19 protein-coding genes, 1 tRNA gene and 1 pseudogene are annotated in these 24,800 nt (G+C 67.3%); 9 read left to right on the top strand and 12 right to left on the bottom strand.

What is annotated here, in order from left to right; all coding sequences use genetic code 11:
- The first annotated feature begins 172 nt into the window (after positions 1-172).
- A complete protein-coding gene (locus tag A5773_RS20750) occupies positions 173-1,375 on the top strand; it encodes a PPE family protein (RefSeq protein ID WP_066945299.1) in 1,203 nt (400 codons plus the stop codon).
- 253 nt (positions 1,376-1,628) lie between these two features.
- Entirely contained in the window at positions 1,629-1,877 is a 249-nt protein-coding gene (locus tag A5773_RS20745) for a hypothetical protein (RefSeq protein WP_066945302.1), read from the top strand.
- 24 nt (positions 1,878-1,901) lie between these two features.
- Here A5773_RS20745 and A5773_RS20740 read toward each other — a convergent pair whose 3' ends face one another.
- Complete coding sequence (locus A5773_RS20740) at positions 1,902-3,887, bottom strand: YgcG family protein (RefSeq protein ID WP_066945306.1); 1,986 nt, start codon at positions 3,885-3,887, stop codon at positions 1,902-1,904.
- Positions 3,888-3,994: 107 nt separating this feature from the next.
- Here A5773_RS20740 and A5773_RS20735 point away from each other — a divergent pair, with 107 nt between their 5' ends.
- From A5773_RS20735 to dnaG, 3 genes are all read left to right on the top strand, one after another.
- The gene (locus tag A5773_RS20735) at positions 3,995-5,266 is read left to right on the top strand and encodes a deoxyguanosinetriphosphate triphosphohydrolase (RefSeq protein ID WP_066945309.1); all 1,272 of its coding nucleotides are present in this window, start codon (positions 3,995-3,997) and stop codon (positions 5,264-5,266) included.
- A gap of 64 nt (positions 5,267-5,330) precedes the next feature.
- Entirely contained in the window at positions 5,331-5,939 is a 609-nt protein-coding gene (locus A5773_RS20730; protein ID WP_082948325.1) for a superoxide dismutase family protein, read from the top strand.
- A 30-nt stretch (positions 5,940-5,969) separates the two neighbouring features.
- Entirely contained in the window at positions 5,970-7,955 is a 1,986-nt protein-coding gene (gene dnaG, locus A5773_RS20725) for a DNA primase (RefSeq protein WP_066945312.1), read from the top strand.
- Here the strand turns inward: dnaG and A5773_RS20720 are convergent.
- Entirely contained in the window at positions 7,930-8,208 is a 279-nt protein-coding gene (locus A5773_RS20720) for a hypothetical protein (protein ID WP_066945315.1), read from the bottom strand. The genes dnaG and A5773_RS20720 overlap by 26 nt on opposite strands.
- A 152-nt stretch (positions 8,209-8,360) precedes the next feature.
- On the opposite strand from A5773_RS20720, the gene A5773_RS20715 reads away from it, so the two are divergent.
- Positions 8,361-8,433, top strand: a tRNA-Asn gene (locus A5773_RS20715).
- A 59-nt stretch (positions 8,434-8,492) separates the two neighbouring features.
- On the opposite strand, the gene A5773_RS20710 is transcribed toward A5773_RS20715, so the two are convergent.
- Positions 8,493-9,167: an SDR family NAD(P)-dependent oxidoreductase gene (locus A5773_RS20710; protein ID WP_369817382.1), complete on the bottom strand. Its 675-nt coding sequence runs from the start codon at positions 9,165-9,167 to the stop codon at positions 8,493-8,495.
- Positions 9,168-9,267: 100 nt separating this feature from the next.
- Between A5773_RS20710 and A5773_RS20705 the strand changes: the two are divergent.
- Positions 9,268-9,549, top strand: a pseudogene (locus A5773_RS20705) (muconolactone Delta-isomerase family protein); the annotation flags it as partial.
- A gap of 23 nt (positions 9,550-9,572) precedes the next feature.
- On the opposite strand, the gene A5773_RS20700 reads toward A5773_RS20705, so the two are convergent.
- The 7 genes from A5773_RS20700 to A5773_RS20670 all read right to left on the bottom strand — a co-directional run bounded on the left by A5773_RS20700 (position 9,573) and on the right by A5773_RS20670 (position 19,272).
- The gene (locus tag A5773_RS20700; protein WP_067261557.1) at positions 9,573-11,219 is read right to left on the bottom strand and encodes an NAD-dependent malic enzyme; all 1,647 of its coding nucleotides are present in this window, start codon (positions 11,217-11,219) and stop codon (positions 9,573-9,575) included.
- A gap of 97 nt (positions 11,220-11,316) precedes the next feature.
- A complete protein-coding gene (locus A5773_RS20695; protein ID WP_066945324.1) occupies positions 11,317-11,736 on the bottom strand; it encodes a thioredoxin family protein in 420 nt (139 codons plus the stop codon).
- Between the two features lie 7 nt (positions 11,737-11,743).
- On the bottom strand, positions 11,744-12,427 hold the full coding sequence (cysE, locus tag A5773_RS20690; RefSeq protein ID WP_066945327.1) for a serine O-acetyltransferase: 684 nt from the start codon (positions 12,425-12,427) through the stop codon (positions 11,744-11,746).
- A 2-nt stretch (positions 12,428-12,429) separates the two neighbouring features.
- Positions 12,430-13,362, bottom strand: coding sequence for a cysteine synthase A (gene cysK, locus A5773_RS20685; RefSeq protein ID WP_066945330.1), 933 nt, complete (start codon positions 13,360-13,362; stop codon positions 12,430-12,432).
- A 418-nt stretch (positions 13,363-13,780) separates the two neighbouring features.
- Complete coding sequence (locus A5773_RS20680; protein ID WP_066945334.1) at positions 13,781-14,584, bottom strand: Stf0 family sulfotransferase; 804 nt, start codon at positions 14,582-14,584, stop codon at positions 13,781-13,783.
- A 109-nt stretch (positions 14,585-14,693) separates the two neighbouring features.
- Positions 14,694-14,975, bottom strand: a complete 282-nt coding sequence (locus A5773_RS20675; RefSeq protein ID WP_156659104.1) for a hypothetical protein — start codon at positions 14,973-14,975, stop codon at positions 14,694-14,696.
- A gap of 109 nt (positions 14,976-15,084) precedes the next feature.
- Positions 15,085-19,272, bottom strand: a complete 4,188-nt coding sequence (locus tag A5773_RS20670) for a bifunctional nitrate reductase/sulfite reductase flavoprotein subunit alpha (protein ID WP_066945337.1) — start codon at positions 19,270-19,272, stop codon at positions 15,085-15,087.
- 309 nt (positions 19,273-19,581) lie between these two features.
- Between A5773_RS20670 and A5773_RS20665 the strand changes: the two genes are divergently transcribed.
- Positions 19,582-20,049, top strand: coding sequence for an LppP/LprE family lipoprotein (locus A5773_RS20665; RefSeq protein WP_067261576.1), 468 nt, complete (start codon positions 19,582-19,584; stop codon positions 20,047-20,049).
- 30 nt (positions 20,050-20,079) lie between these two features.
- Here A5773_RS20665 and A5773_RS20660 read toward each other — a convergent pair whose 3' ends face one another.
- Positions 20,080-22,032 (bottom strand): acyl-CoA dehydrogenase, encoded by a 1,953-nt coding sequence (locus tag A5773_RS20660; RefSeq protein WP_066945340.1) that lies wholly within the window; start codon positions 22,030-22,032, stop codon positions 20,080-20,082.
- A gap of 137 nt (positions 22,033-22,169) precedes the next feature.
- On the opposite strand from A5773_RS20660, the gene A5773_RS20655 reads away from it, so the two are divergent.
- Positions 22,170-23,285: an esterase-like activity of phytase family protein gene (locus A5773_RS20655; protein WP_082948324.1), complete on the top strand. Its 1,116-nt coding sequence runs from the start codon at positions 22,170-22,172 to the stop codon at positions 23,283-23,285.
- Here the strand turns inward: A5773_RS20655 and A5773_RS20650 are convergent.
- A partial coding sequence (locus A5773_RS20650; RefSeq protein WP_156744909.1) for an ABC transporter permease occupies positions 23,244-24,800 on the bottom strand: 1,557 nt, incomplete at its 5' end. The two genes, A5773_RS20655 and A5773_RS20650, sit on opposite strands and share 42 nt — an antisense overlap.

The raw sequence follows: 24,800 nt of genomic DNA, 5'->3' as shown, positions 1-24,800 counted from the left end.
CATGGACACGCCGCCGCCACGTAATTAAACGTTTCGTAAAAAACCGCATTTGGATAGCCGATTGGCTTAGGCTCGATCCGAATGTTGCTCACGTGTCTAGTCGCCGGGGGTGGGTGTCGGTTCGTGTGGGTGTAAGTGTCGTTGACTCGGTAGTCGGTGGGTTGGGGATGCGATGATTCCAGCTTTTATGCTGTTCCCCCCCGAGATCAACTCTGCCCTGATGTATGGCGGCGCAGGCCCCGGACCACTGTTGACGGCGGCCTCGGCCTGGGAAGCGCTGGCGGCGGACTTGGCGGCCGCGGCGGCGTCGTTCGAGTCGGTTGTGACGGGAGTGGCCGCCGGCCCGTGGATGGGCCCGTCGTCGGTGGCGATGGTGGCGGCGGCGACGCCGTACCTGCAGTGGCTGATCTCGGCCGCCGGGCAAGCCGAGTTGGCGGCGGCCCAGGCGACGGCGGCGGCGGGGGCCTATGAGGCGGCGTTCATGGCGACGGTGCCCACCCCGGAGGTGATCGAGAATCGCCTCCGGTTGCTGATGCTGATCGCCACGAACTTCTTGGGTCAGAACACCCCGGCGATCGCGATGACCGAAATCGAGTACATGGAGATGTGGGCCCAGGACGTGGCCGCGATGGTGGGTTATCACATCGGGGCGCAGACGGTGGCGGCGACGCTGCCGGCGTTCAGCGCCCCGCCGGTACCCCTGGGTGGACTGGCGGGGCTGGTAACGGCGCCGCTGGACTTCGTGTCCCAGGCTTTCGGAGCGTTCTCGTCGCTGGGGGCCGGCTTTGTTTCGCAGCTGCAGGCGGTGCTCGGGGCCTTCTTCCCCGGCCTGTCGTCGGTGACGTCGTTACTCTCGTCCATGCCGGTCACGACGATGACCGCCCTGGCACCGATCGGGATGTACCCCGCGACCGCGCTGATGTCCCCGATGATGGTGCTGGCCCACAACGTCGGGCCGGCGGCACCCGCAATGGCCGGTGTCACCACCGTGGCCGGGCAGACCCCGCTCGCCACCGGCGGCCTGCACGCGCCGCAATCGCTGGGTGGGCTGGGCGTCGCCACGGCCGGGTTGGGCACCGCGCGGTTCGTTGGAGCGATTACGGTGCCACCGACCTGGCAGGGGTCGATGCCGGTGCCGGCGGTCCTGACCAGTCTCGCGGTGCCGGCGTTGGGCACCCAACTACCGACTCCGATCGCGACGGGGGGATCGTCCGCCGCGTCGTCCGCACCCGCCGGTTCCACGTCAGCCATGGCCATGGCGATGGACGAGCGGGACACCGACAAAGACAAGACCGACCGGAGGGGCCGCCGCGGCGGGGAGAACCCGCACGTGGTGCAGTCGCGGCCCAAGGTGGTGCCGCGGACCAAGGGTTGAGAGCGGGGGGCCACCGCCGTTCGCAAGCGCTGAGCCCCCTCGCCCCGCACCGGCCCGGGCGTCGGGATGCCTGCGGAAGCAAATCCACGTTTTTCGGGTATTTGTCTGAAGTTTGGCTTACGATGTGCCTGCTTGCTGTTATTGGTTCGGCCACAGCATCCGAAAGTCGGCTGTGGAAGGGGGCAACATGCTTTTGCCTCTTGGTCCGCCGTTACCAGATGACTCGGTGTCGGCGGTTCGGGGTGAGTCGGGGATGCTCGGTGGCCTGTCGGTTCCACTCGTTTGGGGTGTGGTCGTTCCGCCGGATGACTACGACCATTGGGCCCCGAAGCCGGACGTGAGCGTCGATTCCGGCGACCCGGCGACTGACGTCCCCGCCCCGGCCGCGGTCGCGGACGCCAAAGAATGGAACGAGTGGCAGCGGTGGGAAGGCGAAGCCGAACCCCGCTTCGACGTACCGCGCAGCGGAGGCGTGATTCCGCATTCACCGGCCGCCGGTTGACCGCCGCGTGCTAGGGCGAGCGACTCAGAATCGGCCGCCGCCGCCCATGAAGCCGCCCCCTGACGATCCCCCCGAAGACCCGCCGAACGATGTGGGACTCCAGCCGCCGAAGCCGCCCCGCATACCCCCACTGAGCAGGTCGCCGATGATGATGCCGCCCAGCATTGCCCCCATGTCGCTGCCGCCGCGACGCGTGTAGGCGCGCTGGATCGATTGCATATCGGCATTGGCCAACGACTGCGCCTGGGCGGCCAGCGTCGACGCCGCGTTGGCGTGGGAGATTGCCTCGTTCGGATTCGTCGCCCTCTTGTCCCGCGCGGCTTGCAGGTGCCGGGTGGCTTCGGCCAGCCGGGTGCGGGCCTCCGGGCCGATGCTGCCGCGACGCGTGTCGATGTAGTCGGAGACCGCGCGTACCCGCGACTCGGCCGTGAACAACGCCTGCTCCAACGACCGGTTAAGCTGCTCGGCGCTGGCCTGCTCCTGCGCCAGGGTGACCAGCAGCCCGTTGAGATCGGCATCCGCTTTGGCCAACTGCGCGAACGCGCCGAGCGGGTCCGTGGAGCCGCCGGCACGCGCGCCGTCGACGGCCCGCGTGGCCGCATCGCGCGCCGCGCGCAGATCGCCGGTGTGAGCGGTCGTCTCCGCTCGCTTCAGGAGATCGCCCGCCCGGTTGATGTCGACCTGAATGTCGGCCATGGCCGACGGCAGCCGGTCGATGGCGTGCTGGATGTCGGTGGCCGCGTTGTCCACCGAGTCGAGTAGCGCCCGCGCCTGCCCGAGCGCGGACTCCGCGGCGTGGAACGCGTCCACCAAGCCGGCCTGCCGGCCGCTGACGGCTTCGGCGGCCAAATCCCGGGCGGTGCCGATGTTGCGGTCTGCGAACGCCAGCCGCTCCTTGGCGGCCGAGACATTTCCGGACACGGAAGTCAGTGCGGTGGCGTCGAATTGGTCGTGCAGTTCGGCCAGCCGCTGCTCTGAGGGCGCTATCCGGGTGGTGAGCTCAACGTATTGCTGGGTCAGCGCGTCCAGCCGCGACGGGGCGTTGATCACCAGATCGCGCAGGTTCTCGAACGCCCCGGTCTGCGACTCCAGTTCCCGATCGGCGCGCGCCGCCGAAAGGACGACCCGGGTGAGCAACTCGCGGCGCTGGTCGGGCGTCTCCGGTGTGCTGTCGTCCAGTTCCTGTCGTACCGTGAACGCTTGGGCCAGAGCGGCTTTGGCGTTGGTCAGGGCTTGGGTGAAGGGTTGGGTCCGCTCTTCGCCGAACTCGGCGATCGCGACGTCGAGCTCGTTGGAGCTGGTTCGCACGGCGTTGTCCACGTCCACCACGAGTGCACGCGACAGGTCGTCGAGGGCCTGCAGCGGCACGGCGGCCAGCGCTTGGGAGTCGGTGGGGTCGACCCGTCGGGCCGCGGCCAATTCGGCCGCGCGCCGGCGCCGACCGCGATAGCGCATGACCAGCAGCAAGGCCGCCACCGCGCCGAGAATGATCGCGAGCGTGACCAGCAGGGCCACCCGGCCCGACGAACCCGGTGACGTGTTGAGCCCGTTGGCCGCCGCGATCGCGGCGCCGCTCCAGTCGCCGTTGTGCAAGGCGGGCTCGATCTTGTTGTGCCGCAAGTCATCGACCTGGCGAGCGTTGACGCTCTTGACGGTGGACGGCACCAGGAAGGCGTAGGCACGGCCGGCGGTGGCGACGGCGAGCAGGGCGTCATAGTCACCCAGATCGCTGGTACGCACCGTGCGCTGCGCCCAGTTCACCGGGCTCTGGTCGGAAAAGTCGTCGACGTAGACCACCCACAGCCGGATGTGGCGATCCGTGTACAGCTTGCGTACCGCCGAGGTGACCGCCGCACGACCGGATTCCGACAGGGCGCCCGCGTTGTCGGTGACGTAATCCGCCAGCCGGAACGGGGGTTGCGCGCCGGCGCCGGGTGCCACGAGCAGCCCGCCGCTGAAAGCAATTGCGAGGATTGTCGCGATGACACCTAGCAGCCGGGCAGTGCGCATGACGTCAATCTAGCCCCGCGGCGACGCGGGCAAAGAGCCGTGCGGCGGAGCGGTCCCCCGTCCCGCGTTCCCTGGCAGACTGTGCTGCGGTGACTAAGAAGGCGGACATGAATCGGCAAGACCCCTACGACGACTTCGACCGTCAACGGCGGGTACACGAAGCGCCGAAGACTGCCGGTCTGCCGGGTACGGAAGGTCAGCACCGCACCGACTTCGCCCGAGACCGGGCCCGGGTGCTGCACAGCGCCGCGCTGCGCCGGCTCGCCGATAAGACCCAGGTCGTCGGGCCCCGCGAAGGCGACACACCACGCACCCGGCTGACGCACTCGCTGGAGGTCGCCCAGATCGGGCGGGGGATGGCGGTCGGCTTGGGTTGCGACCTCGACCTGGTCGAGCTGGCCGGTCTGGCCCACGACATCGGGCACCCGCCCTACGGCCACAACGGCGAGCGCGCCCTGGATGAGTTCGCCGCCGACTACGGCGGTTTCGAGGGTAATGCGCAAAACTTCCACATCCTGACCAGCCTCGAGCCCAAAGTGCTTGACGAGCAAGGCAATAGCGCTGGGCTCAACCTGACCCGCGCCTCCTTGGACGCGGTCACCAAGTATCCGTGGTACCGCGGCAGAGGGCTGGGTCAACAGGGGAGGAAGTTCGGGTTCTACGACGAGGACCGCGAGCAGGCGGCCTGGGTTCGCGCGCGCGCGCCGGAGGGCCGGATGTGCCTGGAAGCGCAGGTGATGGACTGGGCCGACGATATCGCCTATTCGGTACACGACGTCGAGGACGGCGTGGTCTCCCAGCGCATCGACCTGCGCGTGCTCGCCGACGACGACGAGGCGGCCGCCCTGGCGAAACTGGGTGAAAGCGAATTCTCCCGGGTGAGCGCCGACGACTTCATGGCGGCCGCGCGGCGGCTTTCCGGGCTGCCGGTGGTCGCCGCCGTCGGCAAGTACGACGCGACGCTGGCCGCGGCGGTCGCGCTCAAGCGACTCACCAGCGAATTGGTCGGCCGGTTCGCCTCGGCCGCCATTGCCACGACCCGCGCCGCGGCCGGACCCGGGCCGCTGGTCCGCTACCGGGCCGACCTGCTGGTGCCCGACCTGGTGCGCGCGGAGGTCGCCCTGCTGAAAATCCTGGCGCTGCAATTCATCATGTCCGATCCGAGGCATCTGAACACCCAGGGCCTGCAGCGTGAACGGATTCACCGGGTGGCGCGTTGGCTCTACGCCGGGGCACCCCAGACACTCGACCCGGTCTTCGCCGCGGCGTTCACCACCGCGGCCGACGACCGCGCCCGGCTACGGGTCATCGTCGATCAGATCGCGTCATATACCGAGGGCCGGCTGGAACGCATCGACGCGCGCCAGGCCACCGGTTAGCCGCTGCTCGGCCGCAGGTCATCCCACGGCAGTCCCGTTGTCACCGCGGGCTAGGCTGCCCGACATGACCAAATTCAGCGGTATCGCCACCCTCGCGGTGGGGCTTCCCGTCGTCGCCATGACCGCATGCAGCTCACCCCAACAGGCGAGCAACCAGCCCGGCACCACCCCGCCGGTGAAGAGCGCCCCACCGGCGTCGTCGGGTGAGACGACGACGCCCGCGCCCAACGGCGAATCGCTCACCGCGCAACTGAAGACGCCGGACGGGCGGTCGGCTGCCACTGCTACGTTCGACTTCACCGGCGGATACGTGACCGTCACCGTCAAAACGGTGACCGGCGGCATCCTGTCACCCGGCCTGCACGGCCTGCACGTCCACGAGATCGGCAAATGCGAGCCCAACTCGGTTGCCCCGACCGGCGGTCCGCCCGGAAACTTCCTGTCCGCCGGCGGCCACTACCAGGCGCCCGGACACACCGGCAAGCCGGAGAGCGGTGACCTGACGTCGCTGGAGGTGCGTTCGGACGGCTCGGCCTACCTTGTCACCACCACGGATTCGTTCAACCGGGACGAGCTGCTGGGCGGCAACAAGACTGCCTTGATGCTGCACGGCGCCCAAGACACCGACAACGCGATGGAACGGGTGGCATGCGGCGTCATCGGAACCGGATAGCCGGCCGGCTCGGCGCTCTAGACTGAGCCGATGTCCAGCCCGGCAGGTTCGTGGGGGCACCACCCGCGCGCGGGGGAGGATGACGCCCGGCCCCGGGGCCGGGGGCGGATTCCCGATCGCGATATCGCCGCCATCCGCGAGCGGGTCCGCATCGAAGAAGTCGTCGGCGATTATGTCCAATTGCGGCGCGCCGGTGCCGATTCCCTCAAGGGCCTGTGCCCGTTTCACGACGAGAAGTCGCCGTCGTTCCACGTTCGCCCCAACCACGGCCACTTCCACTGCTTCGGCTGCGGGGAGGGTGGCGACGTCTACGCCTTCATCCAGAAGATCGAACACGTTACCTTCGTCGAGGCCGTCGAACTGCTCGCGGACCGGATCGGCCACACCATCAGCTACACCGGCCCGGCGACCAGCGTGCAGCGCGACCGCGGCAGCCGCAGCCGGCTGGTCGCGGCCAACGCGGCCGCGGCGGAGTTCTACGCGGCGGCGCTGGAATCCGACGAGGCCGCGCCGGCCCGCCAGTACCTGACGGAACGGAATTTCGACGCCGAGGCGGCCCGGCGATTCGGCTGCGGATTCGCGCCGTCCGGGTGGGACTCATTGACAAAACATCTGGTGCGCAAGGGTTTCGAGTTCAAGGAGCTGGAAGCGGCGGGCCTGTCGCGGCAGGGGCGGCGCGGCCCGATCGACCGCTTCCACCGCCGACTGTTGTGGCCCATCCGCAGCGCGGCCGGCGAGGTGATCGGGTTCGGCGCCCGCCGGCTCTTCGACGACGATCCGATGGAAGCCAAGTACATCAATACCCCCGAGACCCTGCTGTACAAGAAGTCGTCGGTGATGTTCGGCATCGACCTGGCCAAACGCGACATCGCCAAGGGGCACCAGGCGGTCGTCGTCGAGGGCTACACCGACGTGATGGCGATGCATCTGGCCGGCGTCACCACCGCCGTGGCGTCGTGCGGCACCGCATTCGGCGACGAGCATCTATCGATGCTGCGCCGACTGATGATGGACGACAGCTTCTTCCGCGGCGAGCTGATCTACGTCTTCGACGGTGACGCGGCCGGGCGCGCTGCCGCGCTCAAGGCCTTCGGCGGCGAGCAGAATCTGGCGGGGCAATCCTTCGTCGCGGTGGCCCCGGACGGCATGGATCCCTGCGACTTGCGGTTGAAGTCCGGCGACGGCGCGCTGCGCGACCTGGTGGCGCGGCGCACCCCCTTGTTCGAATTCGCGATTCGCACGGCGATCGCCGAGATGGACCTGGACAGCGCGGAGGGCAGGGTCGCGGCGCTGCGCCGCTGCGTGCCGATGGTGAGCCAGATCAAAGACCCCACGCTGCGCGACGAGTACGCCCGCCAGCTCGCCGGCTGGGTCGGCTGGGACGACGTGGCGCAGGTCATCGACCGGGTGCGCACGCAGGCCAAGAAGTCGCCGGCCCCGGCGCGTTCCGGCCCCAACGCCCCCCGCGGCGCCGCTCAGCAGCCCAGTGCGGCGGCCCCGGGCCGCCCCACCGCCAAACTTCCCGACCCTCGTGACCCGACACTCAGGCCGCAGCGTGCGGCGCTCAAGTCGGCGTTGCAATATCCGGCGCTGGCCGGGCCGGTATTCGACACGCTCCCCGTCGAAAGCTTCACCCATCCCGGTTACGCCGCCGTGCGCGCCGCCATCGAGGCCGCGGGTGGCACGTCGAGCGGCGTCACCGGGGGACAGTGGATCGACGCGGTGCGCCAACGGGCCGGCTCAGACCTCACCGCCGGGCTGGTCAGCGAGCTCGGGGTGGAGGCCATCCAGGTCGACGACGACGAGAAGCTGGTGCGTTACATCGCCGGCGTGCTGGCCCGGCTGCAGGAAGTGTGGATGGGCCGGCAGATCGCCGAGGTGAAGTCCAAGCTGCAGCGCATGTCGCCGATCGAACAGGGCGACGAGTACCACGCGTTATTCGGTGACCTGGTAGCCATGGAGGCCTACCGGCGCAGCCTGCTGGAGCAGGCTAGCGGCGACGATCTGACGATGTGAGGGCCTCGTCGGCCGGTCGCTCGGCACCGCGCTCCAAGATGGCCGTTTGGTCGTCGATCTCGGCAACGGTCACGAATCCGGCGTCCGGGGAGATCCGATTCGCGATCTTGCGGCGTCCCCCTTGGATTACTGACTTGGCGACCGGGCTGCTGGTCAGCGCGCGATAGGTGCCGACGATCTGCTCGTATCGGCGACGCCCGGCCTTCGAGCCCAGCACGTAACCCAGTCCCAGCACCACGACATACCGGATCAAAGCGTTCCTCCCGAGTAGCGACCGTTCCCATCCTGCCTCACCCGCCCCTATGCGTGCGCGCCCGATCCGCTCCCCGGGGCGAGACCGAGTCGGTCCTGTCCGGTTGGGTGCGGTTATGCCAGTACGCTAGAGTCGTCCCGCGATCGTGTTGATCCCCTGTAGCTCAATTGGCAGAGCGTTCGGCTGTTAACCGATAGGTTCCTGGTTCGAGTCCAGGCGGGGGAGCAAGGTTGAGGCTCAGTGTCCGGCGCTCTGGCCGCCGTCGATGTGGAGGGTCTCCCCGGTCACAAAGGTGGCGCCCTCCAGGTACCGAATCCCCTCGATGACGTCGGCGATGGCGCCCATCCGGCCCAGCGGATGCATGGCGGCCAGCGCGGCCGTGTTGTCGTCGGCATGCATCGGGTGGCGATGTTGCCCGGGGAGATGGCGTTGACGCGGATCCCGCAATGCGCGTACTCGATGGCCAGCGACTTGGTCACCGCCGCCAGGCCGCCCTTGGTGAGGGCGGTCAATCCCGCGGGCACTGCGGAGTTGGGCTGGTCGAGCAGCGACGTGGTCATGTTGACGACGTGGCCGCCCCCGCCTTGCGTCAGCATCCGGGCGATGGCGCGCTGCGTGACGTGGAAGAAGCCGGCGAGGTTCACCCCGGTCACGAACGCGTAGTCCGCCGCCGTGTACTCGGTGAATGGTTTGGGAACGAAGACGCCCGCGTTATTGATCAGGGTGTCCACTCGACCGAACCGCTCCACCGCGGTCGCCACGATGCGGTCGGCGGTCGCGGGATCGGCGACGTCACCGGCGACGGCCGCCGTGCCGGGGTCATCGCCGGCGGTGATCGAGCGCGAGTTGGCCACCACGGCATAGCCGAGGTCGCGGTAGGCCTCGGCCAGGGCGGCCCCCATGCCCTGCGAGGCGCCGGTGACGATCGCGACTTTCTGGTAGGCCTGATCGGCGGTCAATAGCGGTCTCCTTGCGTGGTCTGGTTGCCGCGTCGCGCCATCGCGCTGGCGTGCTCGTCCTTCGTGAATCTACTGTGAGCGCAACCAATTAGGAGGGCCGGTGGAGTTCTTGGTCACGATGACGACGCATGTCCCCGACGGCACCCCGCCGGAGGCAATCGACGAGGTTCGGGCCCGGGAGGCCGCGCATTCCCGCGAGCTCGCCGCGCAGGGGCATCTGCTGCGCTTGTGGCGGCCGCCGCTGCGGCCGGGTGAATGGCGCACGCTCGGTCTGTTCGCCGCTGCGGACCAGGACCGGCTCGAGGAGGTGCTGGCCTCGATGCCGCTGCGCGTGTGGCGTACCGATGCGGTGACGCCCCTGGCGCCGCACCCGAATGACCCCGGGGCCGAACTATCCGAAAGGCGCTAGTCGTAGGCCGGCGTCCAGACGGTGTCGAGGACGGCTTGCCGTGGGTCGGCGTGCGTTTCTGTGGCCACCCCGCCGGCGACGGCGGCGTGATACACGGCTTCGGCAACCGACGTCGAGATGGCGCGCAATTCCCTGACATCGGGGAGCAGTGAATCGCCGGCCTTTGACGGGCTAGCCTGTTGCACAACGGCTTTCGCTGCGGCCTGCAGCATTTCCTTGGTCAGTAGCCGGGCCCCGGCGACGATGATGCCCAGTCCGATTCCGGGGAACACCAGCACGTTGTTGGCCTGGCCGATGGTGTAGGTGGTGCCGTCGTATTCGATCGGCGCGACGGGGGTGCCGGTGGTGATCAGCGCCTTGCCGTCGGACCACTGCAGCACGTCGGCCGGCATGGCTTCCATGCGCGACGTCGGGTTGGACAGCGGGAAGATCATCGGGCGCTCACACGATGCGGTCATGGCCTGCACGACCTTCTCGGTGAAGGCGCCGAACACGGCCGAGGAGCCGAGCAGGATGGTGGGGGAGGCGAGCTTGATGGTGTCCACCAATCCCACCCGATCCGCGGCTTCCAAGCCGAGCTGGGCGCGGTTCTTGGCGTAGGGAACCTGGAAATCTCGCAGGTCCTCCATGTCGTCGAATAGCAGGCCCTGCTTGTCGATCGGCCAGATCTGCGCGGTGGCCTGCTCGATGGTGGCGCCGTCGGACACCATTGCGTCGCGAATCTGATCGGCCACCCCGACCCCGGCGGTGCCGGCCCCGAAGACGACGGCCCGCTGGTCGCGCATCGGGACGCCGGTGACGTGGCATCCGCCGTACACGGCCGCGACGACCACCGCGCCCGTTCCCTGGACGTCGTCGTTGAACACGCAGTACTTGTCGCCGTACGTGTGCAGGATCCGCCGTGCGTTCAGGGGCCCGAAGTCTTCGAAATGCAGGATCGCCTTCGGGAACAGGCGGTGAGCGGTTTCGATGTAGCGATTGACGAAGTCGTCGTATTCGTCGCCGCGGCGGCGGGCGTGACGATTGCCCAAGTAGAACGGATCCTGAAGCAGTTGTTCGTTATTGGTGCCCACGTCGAGGGAAACCGCGATGCAGCGGCGGGGATCGATGCCGGCCCCGGCGGTATACAGCGCCAGCTTGCCAACCGCGATCTGGATGCCGCCCACGCCCCAGTCGCCGATGCCCAGGATCGCTTCGGCGTCGGTACACACGATCAGGTCGACGTCGCCCGCTTCCAGCCCGAAAGTTGCGAAGGCGGGCTCGATCTCGTCGGGGGCGTCGATGCTCAGGAAAAGCCCGCGCTGTCCGCGATACTCGTCGGAGAACCGTTGGATGGCCTCCCCGACGGTGGGCGTGTAGACCACCGGCATCAGTTCCGGCAGATGATCCTCCAGCACCTTGTAGTAGAGCAGTTCGTGGCGGTAATGCAGCTGCTCCAACAGCAAATTGCGGCCCAGATCCGTTGCCAGGCTTTGCAATTGATGCCACACCCGGTCGGCCTGCTCGTCGAGCGTGAGCACCGCCGGTGGGAGCCGCCCGGTCAGGCCCAGCCGCCGCCGCTGCTCGTGCGTGAAGCCCACTCCACGGTTCAGACTCGGCGAGGACAGCGCCGCCGGGATCTTCGGCGCGTGCGGGTCGCTCATCGCAAATCTCCGTCCGTGACTCGGTCCCTTACGGCAACCGTAGCGTCGATCGCGGTGATCGCATCTTGAACGGCATTCGCGGCGCCGGGCGCGCGGGTCAAGCCAGCAGAGGTTGCAGTGCCTGTCGCAGGTCGGTGGCCTTGGGGACGCCCGCGGTGCGGTACCGCTGCCGGCCGTCGGCGTCGAAGATGAACGTGGTAGGCAGTGACAACACCGAAAGTCGCTTGGCGGCGGCAGGATTGGCGTCAATGTCGATTTCGAGATGCGTCACGTCGGGGAGATCGCCGCACACTTGCTGAACCACGCGACGCACCGAAGCGCACGGACCGCACCATGCTGCGGTGAAATGGACGACGGTCGGACCCGCCTCGGACAAGCCGAGATCTGCCGCGTCCTGTGTAGGTCCGAGACTCGTCTCGCGAAGTACCCCGGACCGTCGATTGATCATCGCTCCTGCCGCAGTGGCGGCCCCCAGCGCAGCGATCAGCGCCGTCGCTGCGATCACAAGAGTGCTCACTGGGTCCTCAGATAGAAAAGTCTTCGCCGTGCCACACCCCGGCTTCGGGTGGCCGGATGACGCTTGCGGATTGTTGCCCGTCGTTGGAAGCCTCGAGCTTGGCGACCCGGGTGAGGAGGGACTGGAGGCTGACGCCCACGAGGTCGGGCATCATCGAGTCGTCCGGGCTGTTTCGGCCGTGGCGACTGATGACCTGGCCGGGAACCCCGATGACCACGGCGCTCGACGGAACCTCTTTGACTACGACAGCGTTGGCGCCGATCCGGCTGTCATCGCCGATTTTGATCGCTCCGAGCACCTTGGCGCCGGCGCCGATGGTCACCCGGTCACCGATGGTCGGGTGGCGCTTCCCGGTGTCCCGTCCGCTGCCGCCGAGCGTGACGCCGTGGTAGATCGTCACGTCCTCGCCGACTTCGGCCGTCTCGCCGATCACCACTCCGGTGGCGTGGTCGATGAAGAGGCCCGCTCCGAGCACGGCGCCGGGGTGGATGTCGACCCCGGTCAGGATGCGGGTGACCTCGTTGAGTATCCGCGCGGCCAGCCGGGCGCCGCGGTTCCACAGCCAGTGGCTGATCCGGTGGCCCCAGATGGCATGCACACCCGGGTAGGCGAAGATCACCTGCAGCGTGGTCGGGGCAGCGGGGTCGCGCTCCCTGGCGGCCCGGATGTCGCGGCGTACGGCGTCGAGCATGGTTAACCCGCCAGGTCGGCGAACAACGGCGTGCTGAGATACCGCTCGCCGAAATCAGGTAGCACGACGACGACAAGCTTTCCGGCGTTTTCCGGTCGGCGGGCCACCTGCAGGGCGCCGACCACCGCGGCACCCGACGAGATGCCGACCAGCAAGCCTTCCTCTCGTGCCAGCCGACGTGCCACGTCCATGGCCTCCTCGTTGCCGACGGTGATGACCTCGTCGACGAGCTCCATGTCGAGCACGGGGGGCACGAATCCGGCGCCCAGACCCTGGATGGGGTGAGGACCTTTCTGTCCACCCGAGAGCACCGGCGACGCTGCCGGCTCCACGGCGACGAACTGCACCGACGGCTTGCGTTCCTTGATGACCTCGGCGACCCCCGTGATGGTGCCGCCGGTGCCCACGCCGGCCACGAAGATGTCCACCTTGCCATCGGTGTCGCGCCACACCTCTTCGGCGGTGGTCTTGCGGTGGATCTCCCTATTCACGGGGTTTTCGAACTGTTGGGGCACCCAATACCGTTGGTCGCTCTTGGCCAGCTCCTCGGCTTTGGCGATGGCGCCCGGCATGCCCTCGGCGCCCGGCGTCAGGACGATCTCGGCGCCCAAGGCACGCAGCAGCATCCGCCGCTCCATGCTCATGGTCTCCGGCATGACCAACACACAGCGGTAGCCACGGGCGGCGGCCACCAGCGCCAGGGCGATGCCGGTGTTACCGCTCGTCGGTTCGAGGATGATCGTGTCGGGCTTGATCAGGCCCGCTTGCTCGGCCGCGTCGATCATCGCGACCCCGATGCGGTCCTTGACGCTGTTTCCCGGGTTGAAGAACTCCAGCTTGGCTACGACGTCGGCGGCCGCCCCGTCGGTGACCCGGTTCAGCCGGACCAGCGGAGTGTTCCCAATAAGTTGTGTGACGTTATCTGCGATGCTCATCTGTCTTCCTCAGGCATGTTGGTTCAAGCTTCGTCGGCCTACCAGGCGATGTCGAATTCGATCGCGACGCGGGTGCATATGGGCAATATGGTCATCGGCGGGGTGATCCTTCTGAGATTGACTAACGCTTAGACGCGGCCACTGGGTGCTACCTGTGCGAGCGGCCCGCAAACCTGGAGGAAACGCGAGGGTTTCTGCGGCGTCAGAGAATCAACAACAACGACAACAGCAGTGCACGGCGGTGCGGCACGTAAGGACAAGGCACGGCTGGGTGGCCTGTTGCATAACGCCCACTATAGGACATTCGACAATTTCGCCGGTTGAGCTCATCGTTTGCTGAGTACCCGCGGCCGTTTCACCCCGCCGGCGGGGCCGCAATCGAGCCGAAGGCTTCTTCGGGCACAAGCAAGTCCCAGGGTCAGGTTGGGAGGCCGAGCTTCGCGGCGTCGGCCCTGTATCGATCCACCCACTCATCGGAGCGCTGGTCGGCCTGACGTTCCAAGACCGGCTCGGGCGCCAGCCGCGGGTCGAGCCCCAACCCCTCAAGGATGGCGGCCACCACCTGAGTCAGGTTGCGCCACAACACCGGATACGGAATCTCCATCGGCCTGACGTCTTCCTCGGCGAACCAATTCCGCCAGCCCTCGTTCTGGGCACGCAGCATGGTGACGACGTGCGCGATCGCGCCGGCGTGATAGGTAGCGCGCGCATCGCGAGTCGGGTCGGGTCGTCCTCGCCACACCCGCGTCTGCACCGCCCGCCAGAACGACACGGCCTGCGAAATCACGTCGGGGCGGTACACATAGATGAACAGCGGCTCTTCACCCACCACGTCGGTGATCGCGGCCAGCAGCCCGTCACCGCTGCGATTCGGCAGATTCTTCGCGCGGTTCAACAAGAGCGGCGTCTGGTTCCACATCAACTTGCCGCCCCATATCCCGTTCGGCGTCCTGCCGACCGTGCGGATGTAGTCGCGCCAGATCTCGGGCGGCGCGAGGTCCGGCGTCCCGGCATCGAGCGGGTCGAGCAGTTGCAGGATCGACTCGTCCTCCACGCCGGCGAACCACTCGCGTGGCTGCGGCGCCTGGCTGGTGGCCGGCAGGTACTGAAAGAACTCCTGTGGTTCGCCGGCGACCCCCGTCGCGCGCAGCGACTCGACCAGCAGTGTGCTGCCGCTCCGCTGGGATGCCAGCACCAGGTAGGAGGACGGATTATCAGCCACGCAGCAAGCCTATCCGGCAGCAATTGCTTTCGCAGGTAATAGTTTTACGCTCGTGTTGAACTTAATTGTTGAAGTGAAATGTATTGCGAATCCGCGATGACTACCGGAGTTAGACGCTTCCGTCGTCGACGAAATCTTCGCAGGCGCACCACTGGCCCCTGTCCTGCAACCTTCGCCGAAGTTGCGTGCCGCGCTTGAGCATCAGGTGCTGGGTGTAGACCTTGTCGCGCTGCTGTGGCGAGAAGGCCAAGTCCAAGTTGATCGGCAGCCCGGCCCAGTCGACCCGGTCGTCGAGCTGCTCATCGTCCACGGTGCCGCGCCTCAGCCGGCACTGCAACGGGCAGACAGCCCGCACGTTGTCCTTGAGGGGCCCGTCAAAGTCCAGAGCCACGCCTACGTCCCTCCTCGACGCAACCAATGACTGAATGTTGCAGCGAGGTTGTTTCAGCGACAGGCGCGCGACGTTTCCGTCGTATTACGAGTCGCGCAACCCGGGAGGCTTAGTAGACGTCGCGGTGATAGCGCTTGTCGGCGCTCAGCGACCGGACATACTGCTTCGCCCCGTCGGGATCGAGGTTCCCGTGTTCGGCCGCGATTTCGCAGAGCGCACGGTCGACGTCCTTGGCCATGGGGTCCGCGGTACCGCAGACGTAGAGCTGGGCGCCGTCCTGCAGCCAGCGCCACAGCTCGGCCCCACGCTTGCGCATCAGATGCTGCACGTAGACCTTCTGCTGCTGGTCCCGCGAGAACGCGAGGTCCAACTCGGTGAGGAACCCGTCGGCAAGCATCTTTTCGAGTTCGTCGCGGTAGTAGTAGTCGGTGGCGGCGTGCTGCTCGCCGAAGAACAGCCAGTTGGGTCCGGTGTGCCCGAGCGCGCGACGCTCCTGCAGGAACCCGCGGAAGGGCGCGATTCCGGTGCCGGGACCGATCATGATCATCGGCGTGTGCGACTCGCTGGGTGGCCGGAAGTTGCTCGACGGCTGCAGGTAGACGGCGACGCGATCACCGGGTGAGCGGTCGGCCAGGTAGGTCGAGCACACCCCACGGCGCGGGATGCCCTGAAAGTTGTAACGCACCGGCGAGACGGTCAGGTGAACTTCCCCGGGGCATTCTTTGGGGCTCGACGAGATCGAGTACAGCCGCGGCTGAAGGCGTTTGAGCACCCGCAGCCACTCGTGGGCCGACGCCCAGACCGGGTGCTGTGCCAGCAGGTCGATGGACTGGCGCCCCCACGACCAATCCGACAGTGCGCGCTTGTTTTCGGGCTTCAGCAGCTCGGCGAGCGTCGAGTCGCCGGTGCGCTCCTGCACGAACCGCACCAGGTCCCGGCTGATGTGGGCGATCTCGATGCGCTCGGTGAGTGCGGAGCGCAGCGACATCAGACCCTGCTCGCCGACCTCGACGGGCGTCTGCCCGTCCAGTCCGGTAACCGCGAGCCACTCGTCGACCAACCGGTCGCTATTGCGGGGCCACACCCCGAGCGCGTCACCGGCCTCGTAGCTCACGGTTTCTTCCGGCAGGCTGAAAACCAAATGCCGCACGTCTTTTGTCGACTTCGGCTGACTCAACACGGTGTTGCGGACGATGCCGGTGATCAGGGGGCGTTTCTTGGTGTACCCGACCGTTCCGGACCCGTTGGCCGGTCGAACCGGCGCGCCAATCGGGGCGGTGGCCGCCGCACCGCCATCCCGGCCCACCGGCGCGGGGGCGCGCGACAGCTCCTGCAGGACACCGCTCAGCCACTTGCCCGCGGCGTCGTCGTAGTCCGGTTCGCAGTCGACCCGGTCGACGATGCGGGTCGCCCCCAACTCAGCCAGACGCTCGTCGAGTTTGCGGCCATGGCCGCAGAAGTCGTCGTAGTTGGAGTCGCCGAGCGCGAGGACGGCGTAGCGGGTGCCGGTGAATTTCGTTGCACCGTCGGTTGTCAGCGCGCGCCAGAAGCCAGCCCCATTGTCCGGTGGGTCACCGTCACCGGTGGTGCTGGTGATCAGCAGCAACTCCCGAGTCGTCGCCAGTTCACCCACCGGGAAGTCGTCCATGGCGCGCAACGAGACCGGCACGTCGGCGTTGCCCAGTCGGGCGGCGACATCGGCGGCGAGCTCTTCGGCGTTCCCGGTTTGCGATGCCCACAGCACCACGACGGGTGCCCGTTTGGCGGGCTTGGCCTCGGGTGGCTGGATCGTCGGTTCCTTGACCGCCGGCGCCGGCGTCGGCGTGGCTCCTTCGCGCGAGAACAGGCCCGCGAGCAGGCCATCCACCCACAGCCGGGTGCCGGGGTCGAACGGAGCGCTTTGCGGCAGGGTCGGCACCCCGGCGGTGCGCCGGCCCGCATCCGACCGAAGTGCGGTCAACATCCCGGCAAGGTACGAGCGGCCGAGCTCGTCGAACGCCGGCGCGGGTTTGGTTGCGACGCCGAGCAAGTCGGCGAGGGCGTCGACCTGTGACGCGCTGATTTCCCGCACCTCGGTGGAAGCGAGTTCTGGTGTATCGGTGCTCGGATCTGCCGGGGCGACGGAAACTTTCGCCAACGTGACCGCGCACGCCTTGAATTCCGGTTGGTTCGAGATCGGGTCCACCGCGTCGTTGGTGACCGCGTTGATCGCCAGGTATTCGCCGAACACGTCGTTCCAATGGAAGGGGGCGAAGCAGTTACCGATGCGCACCCGGTCGCTGATCACGGCGGGCAGCACGGCGCGGCCGCGGCGGGACGCGATTTCTATCGCGTCGCCGTCGGTGATCTGCAGCAGGGCGGCGTCGTCCGGGTGGATTTCCACGAACGGCCCGGGATTGAGCTTGTTGAGCTTGGCGACCTTGCCGGTCTTGGTCATCGTGTGCCACTGGTGTGGTAGGCGACCGGTGTTCAGCAGGAACGGGTAGTCGTTGTCCGGCATTTCCTCGGGCGGGAGGTGTGGGCGGGCGAAGAACACCGCACGACCGTTCGCGGTGGGGAACGCCAACCGGGGAGCGCTGCCATCCTCGCGGACCAGCCGGGCCTGGCTGACACCGTCGTTGAGGTAGCGAATGGGGCTGCGGTCGCCCGTGCTCTCGGGCGCGCACGGCCACTGCAGCGGGCCCTGACGCAGCCGGTCGTAGCTGACGCCGCGCAAATCGTAGCCGGTCTTCGGGTTCGAGAATCGCTTGATCTCCTCGAAGATCTCTTCGGCGGAGCCGTAGCTGAAAGCGTCCGAAAAGCCCATCTCGCAGGCGATCCGGGCGATGATCTGCCAGTCGGGCATCGCGTCACCCGGTGCGGTGACGGCCGGCTGGAACAGCGTCAGGTTGCGCTCGGAATTGACCATCACGCCCTCGGCCTCCGACCACAGGGCCGCCGGCAGCAGCACATCGGCGTATTCGTTGGTCTCCGTTTCGAGAAAGGCGTCCTGGGTGATGACCAACTCGGCACGCTCCAGACCGGCCAGCACGGTCCTCCGATTAGCAACGGAAGCAACGGGATTGGTGCACACGATCCAGCACGACTTGATTTCACCGCTGGCCATCCGGGCGAACATGTCGATCGTGCCGGTGCCGACCTCGGTGCGGAGTGTTCCGTGGGGGATACCCCACTGGTCTTCGGTGAAGGCGCGGTCCTCCGCGGATAAGACCGAGCGCTGCCCCGGCAGTCCCGGCCCCATGTAACCCATTTCGCGGCCGCCCATCGCGTTGGGTTGTCCGGTGAGCGAGAAGGGTCCGCTGCCGGGTTTGCAGATCGCACCGGTGGCCAGGTGCAGGTTGCACAGTGCGTTGGTGTTCCAGGTGCCGTGCGTGCTCTGGTTGAGGCCCATGGTCCAGCAGCTCACGAAATTCTCGGCCTCGCCGATCATCCGGGCCGCCGCGCGGATGTGTTCTTCGGGAATCCCGGTGATCTCGCTGACCTTGTCGGGGGTGTACTGCTCCAGGAAGCCGGGCATCGCCTCCCACCCCTCGGTGAACTCGGCGATGAAGTCGGGATCGGTGTGCCCGTTTTCAATGATCTGCTGCAGTAACCCGTTGAGCAGTGCGAGATCGGAACCGGGGGAGATCTGCAGGAACAGGTCGGCCTTGTCGGCGGTCGCGGTGCGGCGCGGATCAACGACGATGAGTTTTGCGCCGGCCTTGACGCGGTCCATCATCCGCAAGAACAGGATGGGGTGGCAGTCGGCCATGTTGGCGCCGATGACGAAGAAGACGTCGGCGTGTTCGAAGTCTTGGTAAGAGCCGGGTGGTCCGTCGGCACCCAGTGAGAGCTTGTAGCCGGAACCGGCGCTGGCCATGCACAGCCGCGAGTTCGACTCGATCTGGTTGGTGCCGATGAAGCCCTTGGTGAGCTTGTTCGCCAGGTACTGCGCCTCGATGGACATCTGGCCCGACACGTACATCGCGAACGAATCCGGGCCGTACGTGTCGATGATCGCCCGTAACCGGTTCGCGCACTGGGCGATAGCCCGGTCGATATCGACGGGCTCGACGGGCTCACCGCGGTCGGTGCGTACGTGTGCGGATTCCATCCGCCCAGGCGCGCCGAGCAAGTCGGAAGTGGTGGCACCCTTGGTGCACAGCCGACCGAAGTTGGCTGGATGTTCTTTGTTTCCAATCGACTTCGCGATGTGACGGCGACCGCTCGCGGGATCGGTTGTGACCTGCAACACCATCCCGCAGCCGACGCCGCAGTATGCGCACATGGTGTTCACGGCATCGTGCTGTGACGCCATGGACTCCCTGGTCACGCACTTCCTCCTTTGAGCGCAACGGGCTTACGTTGAATGGTGCGACGAGGATGTTTCGGCACCGGATATCCGGAGTTTCCCCCGCTTTACGGCTTCCTCTCACCGGCGAAAGCGCCCGCGTGATGTCTTGGAAAAGCCGCATCCCCCGAGGTCAGGGTGGGTCATCGTCGACCCGCCGACTCCGCTCAAGGCTACCGGTGGGGCCGGGCGGTTTACCTGTCAGAACGGGGTCTCCGACCAAACAAATGGGACATTCACAGCCTTCGCTAAGCTCACCGAGTGCGTCGGCTGATTGTGATCCTGCTGATCCTGCTGGCCTCCGGTTGCGGCGGGAAGCAAGCCGGTTCGCCGCCGGTGTCAGCCGATAAGTGCAAGGATTCCGATGGACCGACACCCGCCACGGTGCAGCGGGCCATCGCCTCGGTTCCGATCACCGTCCCCGGTACGACTTGGGTGGAAATCGCTCGCGGACATGCCAAGAAGTGCCGCTTGTACTGGGTGCAGATCATCCCGACGATTGCCAGTGAATCCACCGGGCAGCAGCTGCTGTTCTTCGATCACAACACCCCGCTGGGTACACCGACCCCAAATCCCAAGCCGTACATCACCGTTCTGCCGCCATCCGATGACGCCGTCGCGGTCCAGTACCAATGGTTGAAGGGCAACGATCAGCCGTGCTGTCCCACCGGCGTTGGCACGGTGAAGTTCGAGATCGGCCCGGACGGCAAGCTGAAGGCGCTCGGCAAAATCCCGAATCAATAGCGTTGCGTTACAACGCGATCAAGTGGCCCGTCAGTTCGTGATCGCGTCCGCCAAGTTTTCCGGGTGCAGCATCTCGGCGTAGCGCAGTTGCTCCGGAATCCCGAAGCCGTCGACGAGCGTTTCGGCGTGCGGGCGCAGCGCGCGGCACCGATCGTTGATACCCCGGGTGACGGCCTTGGCCCGCTCGGTGGACAGGTAGCGATGCTCGATGTACCAGGCCTTGTCGTCCTCGATCACCGACAGCGCGTACAGATCACACAGGATGCCCAGGAGTTCGCGGGCCTCCTCGTGCGGGCAGGCATCGATGCCGGCGACGAACGCTTCGAGCACCACCCGGTCGATGTGCGCGGAAGCGGCGTGCAACACGTGATCCTGCACCGCGTTGAAGGCGTCGAACTCCGACATCTCCTTGGATTTGGCCTGCAGCCGACGAGCGACGGACGCGATCAGATATTCCTCCCGGTCCTCGAACATCTTGATCTGCGTGCCGCGGTTGAAAAGGCTGCCCTCTTCCTCGCTGTCCTGTCGGGAGTCCACGATGGTTTGGATAATCGTCTCGGCGGCAGTGCGTTTGACGACGCGCTCGCCGACGGTGTTGGCGGCGAACCGCACCCATTCGACCGGGCTCATGCTGCGGATGTCGTCGGCGTAAGCGGTCAGCAGCTCCTTGGCCACCAATTGCGTCAGCACGTGGTTGTCGCCCTCGAATGTGGTGAAGACGTCGGTGTCGCCGCGCAGCGCGATCAACCGGTTCTCGGCCATGTAGCCCGCGCCACCGCAAGCCTCCCGCGCCTCCTGAATCGCCCGGGACGCATGCCAGGTGTTGGCCGCCTTCAGCCCGGCGGCGCGCGCCTCCAATTCGCGCTGCTCGTCGGCGTCGACGGCGTCCGCGGTCTGGATGTCGTGGCATTTACCGACCAGCTCGTTCTGGGCGAACTGCAACGCGTATGACTTTGCGATCAAAGGGAACAACCGGCGCTGATGCACCAGATAGTCCATGATCAGCACCTCGGACTCGTCATCCGGTGCGCTGAATTGCTTGCGCTGCAACGCGTATCGCGTGGCGATGTCCAGCGCGACGCGACCCGCGGCGCCCGCGCTGCCGCCCACCGTGATCCGTCCGCGGACCAACGTGCCCAGCATGGTGAAGAATCGGCGGTTCGGATTCTCGATCGGCGAGCTGTAGGTGCCGTCCGGCGCCACGTCGCCGTATTTGTTCAACAGGTTCACCCGCGGGACGCGTACGTGGTCGAACATGATGCGGCCGTTGTCGACTCCGGGCAGGCCGCCCTTGTATTCACAGTCCGAGGTGGTCACCCCGGGCAGGTCGTTGCCGTCCGCGTCGCGGATCGGCACCATCAGGCAGTGCACGCCGTGGTGCAGCGGTTTGCCGTCCTCGTGCGTGATCAGTTGGGCGAATACCGCTGCCATGGTGGCTGTTTCGGCCGCGCCGCCGATGTAGTCCTTGCGCGCCGTCGGCGTGGGGGAGTCGATGACGAACTCTTCGGTCTCGGGGTCGTAGGTCGCAGTGGTCTCCAGCGACTGGACGTCGCTGCCGTGCCCGGTCTCGGTCATCGCGAAACAGCCCCGCAACTCGAGGCTGATGATCTTCTTCACGTACGCCTCGTGATGACGCTCGGTGCCCAGGTTCTCCACGGCGCCGCCGAATAGGCCCCACTGGACACCGGCCTTCACCATCAACGACAGGTCCGACATCGCGAGCATCTCGATCATCGTGATCGCCGCGCCGATGTCGCCGGTGCCGCCATGCTCCTTGCGGAAGTTGTCGGCCGCGGCACCGAACGCGGCCATGATCCGCATCTGCTCGGCCACCTTGGTGCGCGCGATCACCGTGTTCGGGGTGTAGTGCGGCCGGAACAGGTCCTCGCTCATGGTGGATCGCAGCTGGTTTCTCGTGTCCCGCCAACGCCCGTCGAGGGCGTTGCGCAGCTGCTCGGCAATGGTTGCGGTGTCTGACGCCATAACCCGACCGTATCCTGCGGTTCCCGCCGCGGGAATAACGACATGATGCCGATTGGTGATTTCGCCGAGCGTGCGTCCAGGGCGAGGTCGAGGCCTGATTCTCGCGCCGAGTGCACGCTCGGCGATACGTTCTCGGTATGTGCCGTCTACGGGTGGCGTTCGTGTGCCTCGTCGTCTTGCTGGGGGGATGCGCGCCCGCGCGCCCGCCCGCTCCGGCGCCCGCGCCGCGTCCGATGCTCACTTACCTCGGTCAGTCTCGGGTCCCGTTCAACGCCACCTTCGACGGCACCGTCATCGGCGGCCTGTCGGCGCTCAGCTATGACCCGGGCCGTCAGCTGTATTACGTCATCAGCGACGATCGCTCCGAGAAGAACCCGGCCCGCTTTTACAGCGTGCAATTGTCCTTGTCGGACAGCGGAATCGACAACGTCGCCTTCACCGGCACCCGCCCGCTGCTGGACCGGTCCGGCCAGCCGTTCCCGCCGCTCAGGCCGGACGCCACGCCGCCCGTTATTCCCCCCGACCCCGAGGGCATCGCCTTCGATCCCGGCCGGCAACGGCTGTATTGGTCCTCCGAAGGCGAGCGGCGCACCGCGGGACCGTTGCTGCTCGACCCGTGGGTTCGATCGGCCGGGCTCGACGGTGCCTACCTCGGCCAGTTCACGCTGCCGGCCAACTTGGCGATGTCCGCGCAGCCCACGGGCCCGCGCCGGAACAAGGCGCTGGAGGGATTGGCGCTGACGCCCGACGGCCAAACGCTGTTCGCCGCGATGGAGGACCCCGGATACAACGACGGGCCGGTCAGCGACGACGGCCACCGCGTACTCACCCGGGTCACCAAGTTCGACGTCGCCTCCGGGGCGCCTACCGCGCAGTACGCCTACCCGATGGAGCCGCCCGCACCGCCCGCGGACGTCAACGGCCTCTCCGACCTGGTCGCGCTGTCGGACACGACGTTTCTGATGATCGAACGATCCTCCGCCATGCCGCCGACCGTGCGGATCTACCGGGCCGAGATCGGCGCGGCGACCGACGTTTTGGCCACCCCATCGATGAAGGACGCGGCCGTGACCCCGATGAGCAAGACTTTGGCGGTCGACTTGTCGGCCACGCCCGCACTGTCCCCCCTCGATAATGTCGAGGGCATCACGCTGGGGCCGAAGCTGCCCGATGGTCGTCAGTCGGTGGTGCTGGTCAGCGACAACAACTTCTCACCGAGTCAGGTCACTCAGTTCCTGTTGTTCGCGATGTGACGGCTTAGGAGCCGCGTGGAGGACCGGCCTCAGCCGGTAGAGGGCGAAGCCCGCGGCCGCGACGCCGAAGAGCATCAGCATCGTCATGTCGAACACCCACCAGCCGCTGTAGTGGGTCCACATCTGCGAGTTGGCGGCCAGCGCGTCGACTCTGCGCAGGTCAACGGTGGACGCCGACGCGGCGAAGCCCCACTGGGCCGGGACGAACCAGGAGACCTGCTGGAAGCCCCATTTGCTCACCAGCTGAACGAGGCTTCCGTTGAACAGCACGGACGCCAGGACCACCGGCAGCAGCAGGGGCAACACCTCACGCAGCGACGTCCCCAGCGCCGACAACGCGAGCCCGACCAGCGCGGACACGATGGCCGTCACCGCCACGCTCGCATACAGCTCGACCGTGGCGTTGTGCAGCAAAGCGGCGCCACGCGCGGGTCCGCCCCTGTCGGCGACGACGATGGCGAACACGATGGCCGTCAGGACGGCCGCGGCCAGGCCGAACACCAGGATCTTGGCGGCCAGGTAGGCCGCGGTCGACAGCCCGAGAGCCTGCTCGCGCCGGAAGATGCGCTGCTCGCGCGCCACAACCCGGATGTTCAGCGCGGTGCCGATGATCACCGCGGCGACGTTGAGCGCGGCCAGGATCTCGATGGCCTCGTGCGGGTGAGTGCTGCCCGGCCCGGGCCGGGCGAGCCCCGAACCGCCCGGTATCAGCAGGGTCAAACCCGCCAGCACGAACGGCAAGATCGCCAAGAGCACGAGATAGAGACGGTCGGCGAAAATCAGCCGGGCATCGCGGCGGGCCAGCAGCCGGATCTGCCGCGCCATGCGGGGCTCGGCGGGGGGCGGCGACGGGGCGGTGACCTCCGGCGGCGCCGTCAACGCCGATGCCGGGGGCCGGTCGCGGAAGGCGCGGTGGGTCCCCTCGGGGTCGGCGCTCACCCGCTCGAGCACCTCCGACCAGTCAGCGGTGCCCAACGCGGACTCGATCTGCAGGGGCGGCCCCAGGAAGGCCGGCGTCCCGGCTGAGGTGAGAACCAGCACCTGGTCGCACAGGTTGAGGTTCGTCACCGACGTCTGCGACGACACGGCCGCCACGACGACGCAGCCGATGTCGGCCTGGCGCCGCAGCATTGCCATCACGTGGCGTTGCTGCTCCGCGTCCAGACCGGCGCTCGGCTCGTCGACGACGAGCAGTGTCGGCCGGGCGATGAGCTCGACCGCCAGCGCGGCGCACCGGCGCACCTGGGGCGACAGCTTGCCGATCCGGCTGGATTCGTATGGTGTCAGCTCGAGCTCCTCGAGAACCTGGCTGACCACGCGGTCGCGTTGCTCGGGTGAAATGTCGTGCGGCAGGCGAATTTCGGCGGCGTATCTAAGGGCCTGGGCGACGGTGAGCTGGCGGTGCAGGCGGTCCTCGGACGAGACGATGCCAATGCGGGTGCGCATGGACGCCGGCTCGGCGTGCACGTCGTGGCCGTCGACGGTCACCCGCCCGGAGCTGAGTTGCCTGGTGCC

Origin of the sequence: Mycobacterium sp. 852014-52450_SCH5900713 (assembly GCF_001667075.1) — a bacterium.
Lineage (GTDB): Bacteria > Actinomycetota > Actinomycetes > Mycobacteriales > Mycobacteriaceae > Mycobacterium.
The sequence above is the reverse complement of the archived record's forward strand: the minus strand, read 5'-3'. Positions and strand labels throughout refer to the sequence as shown.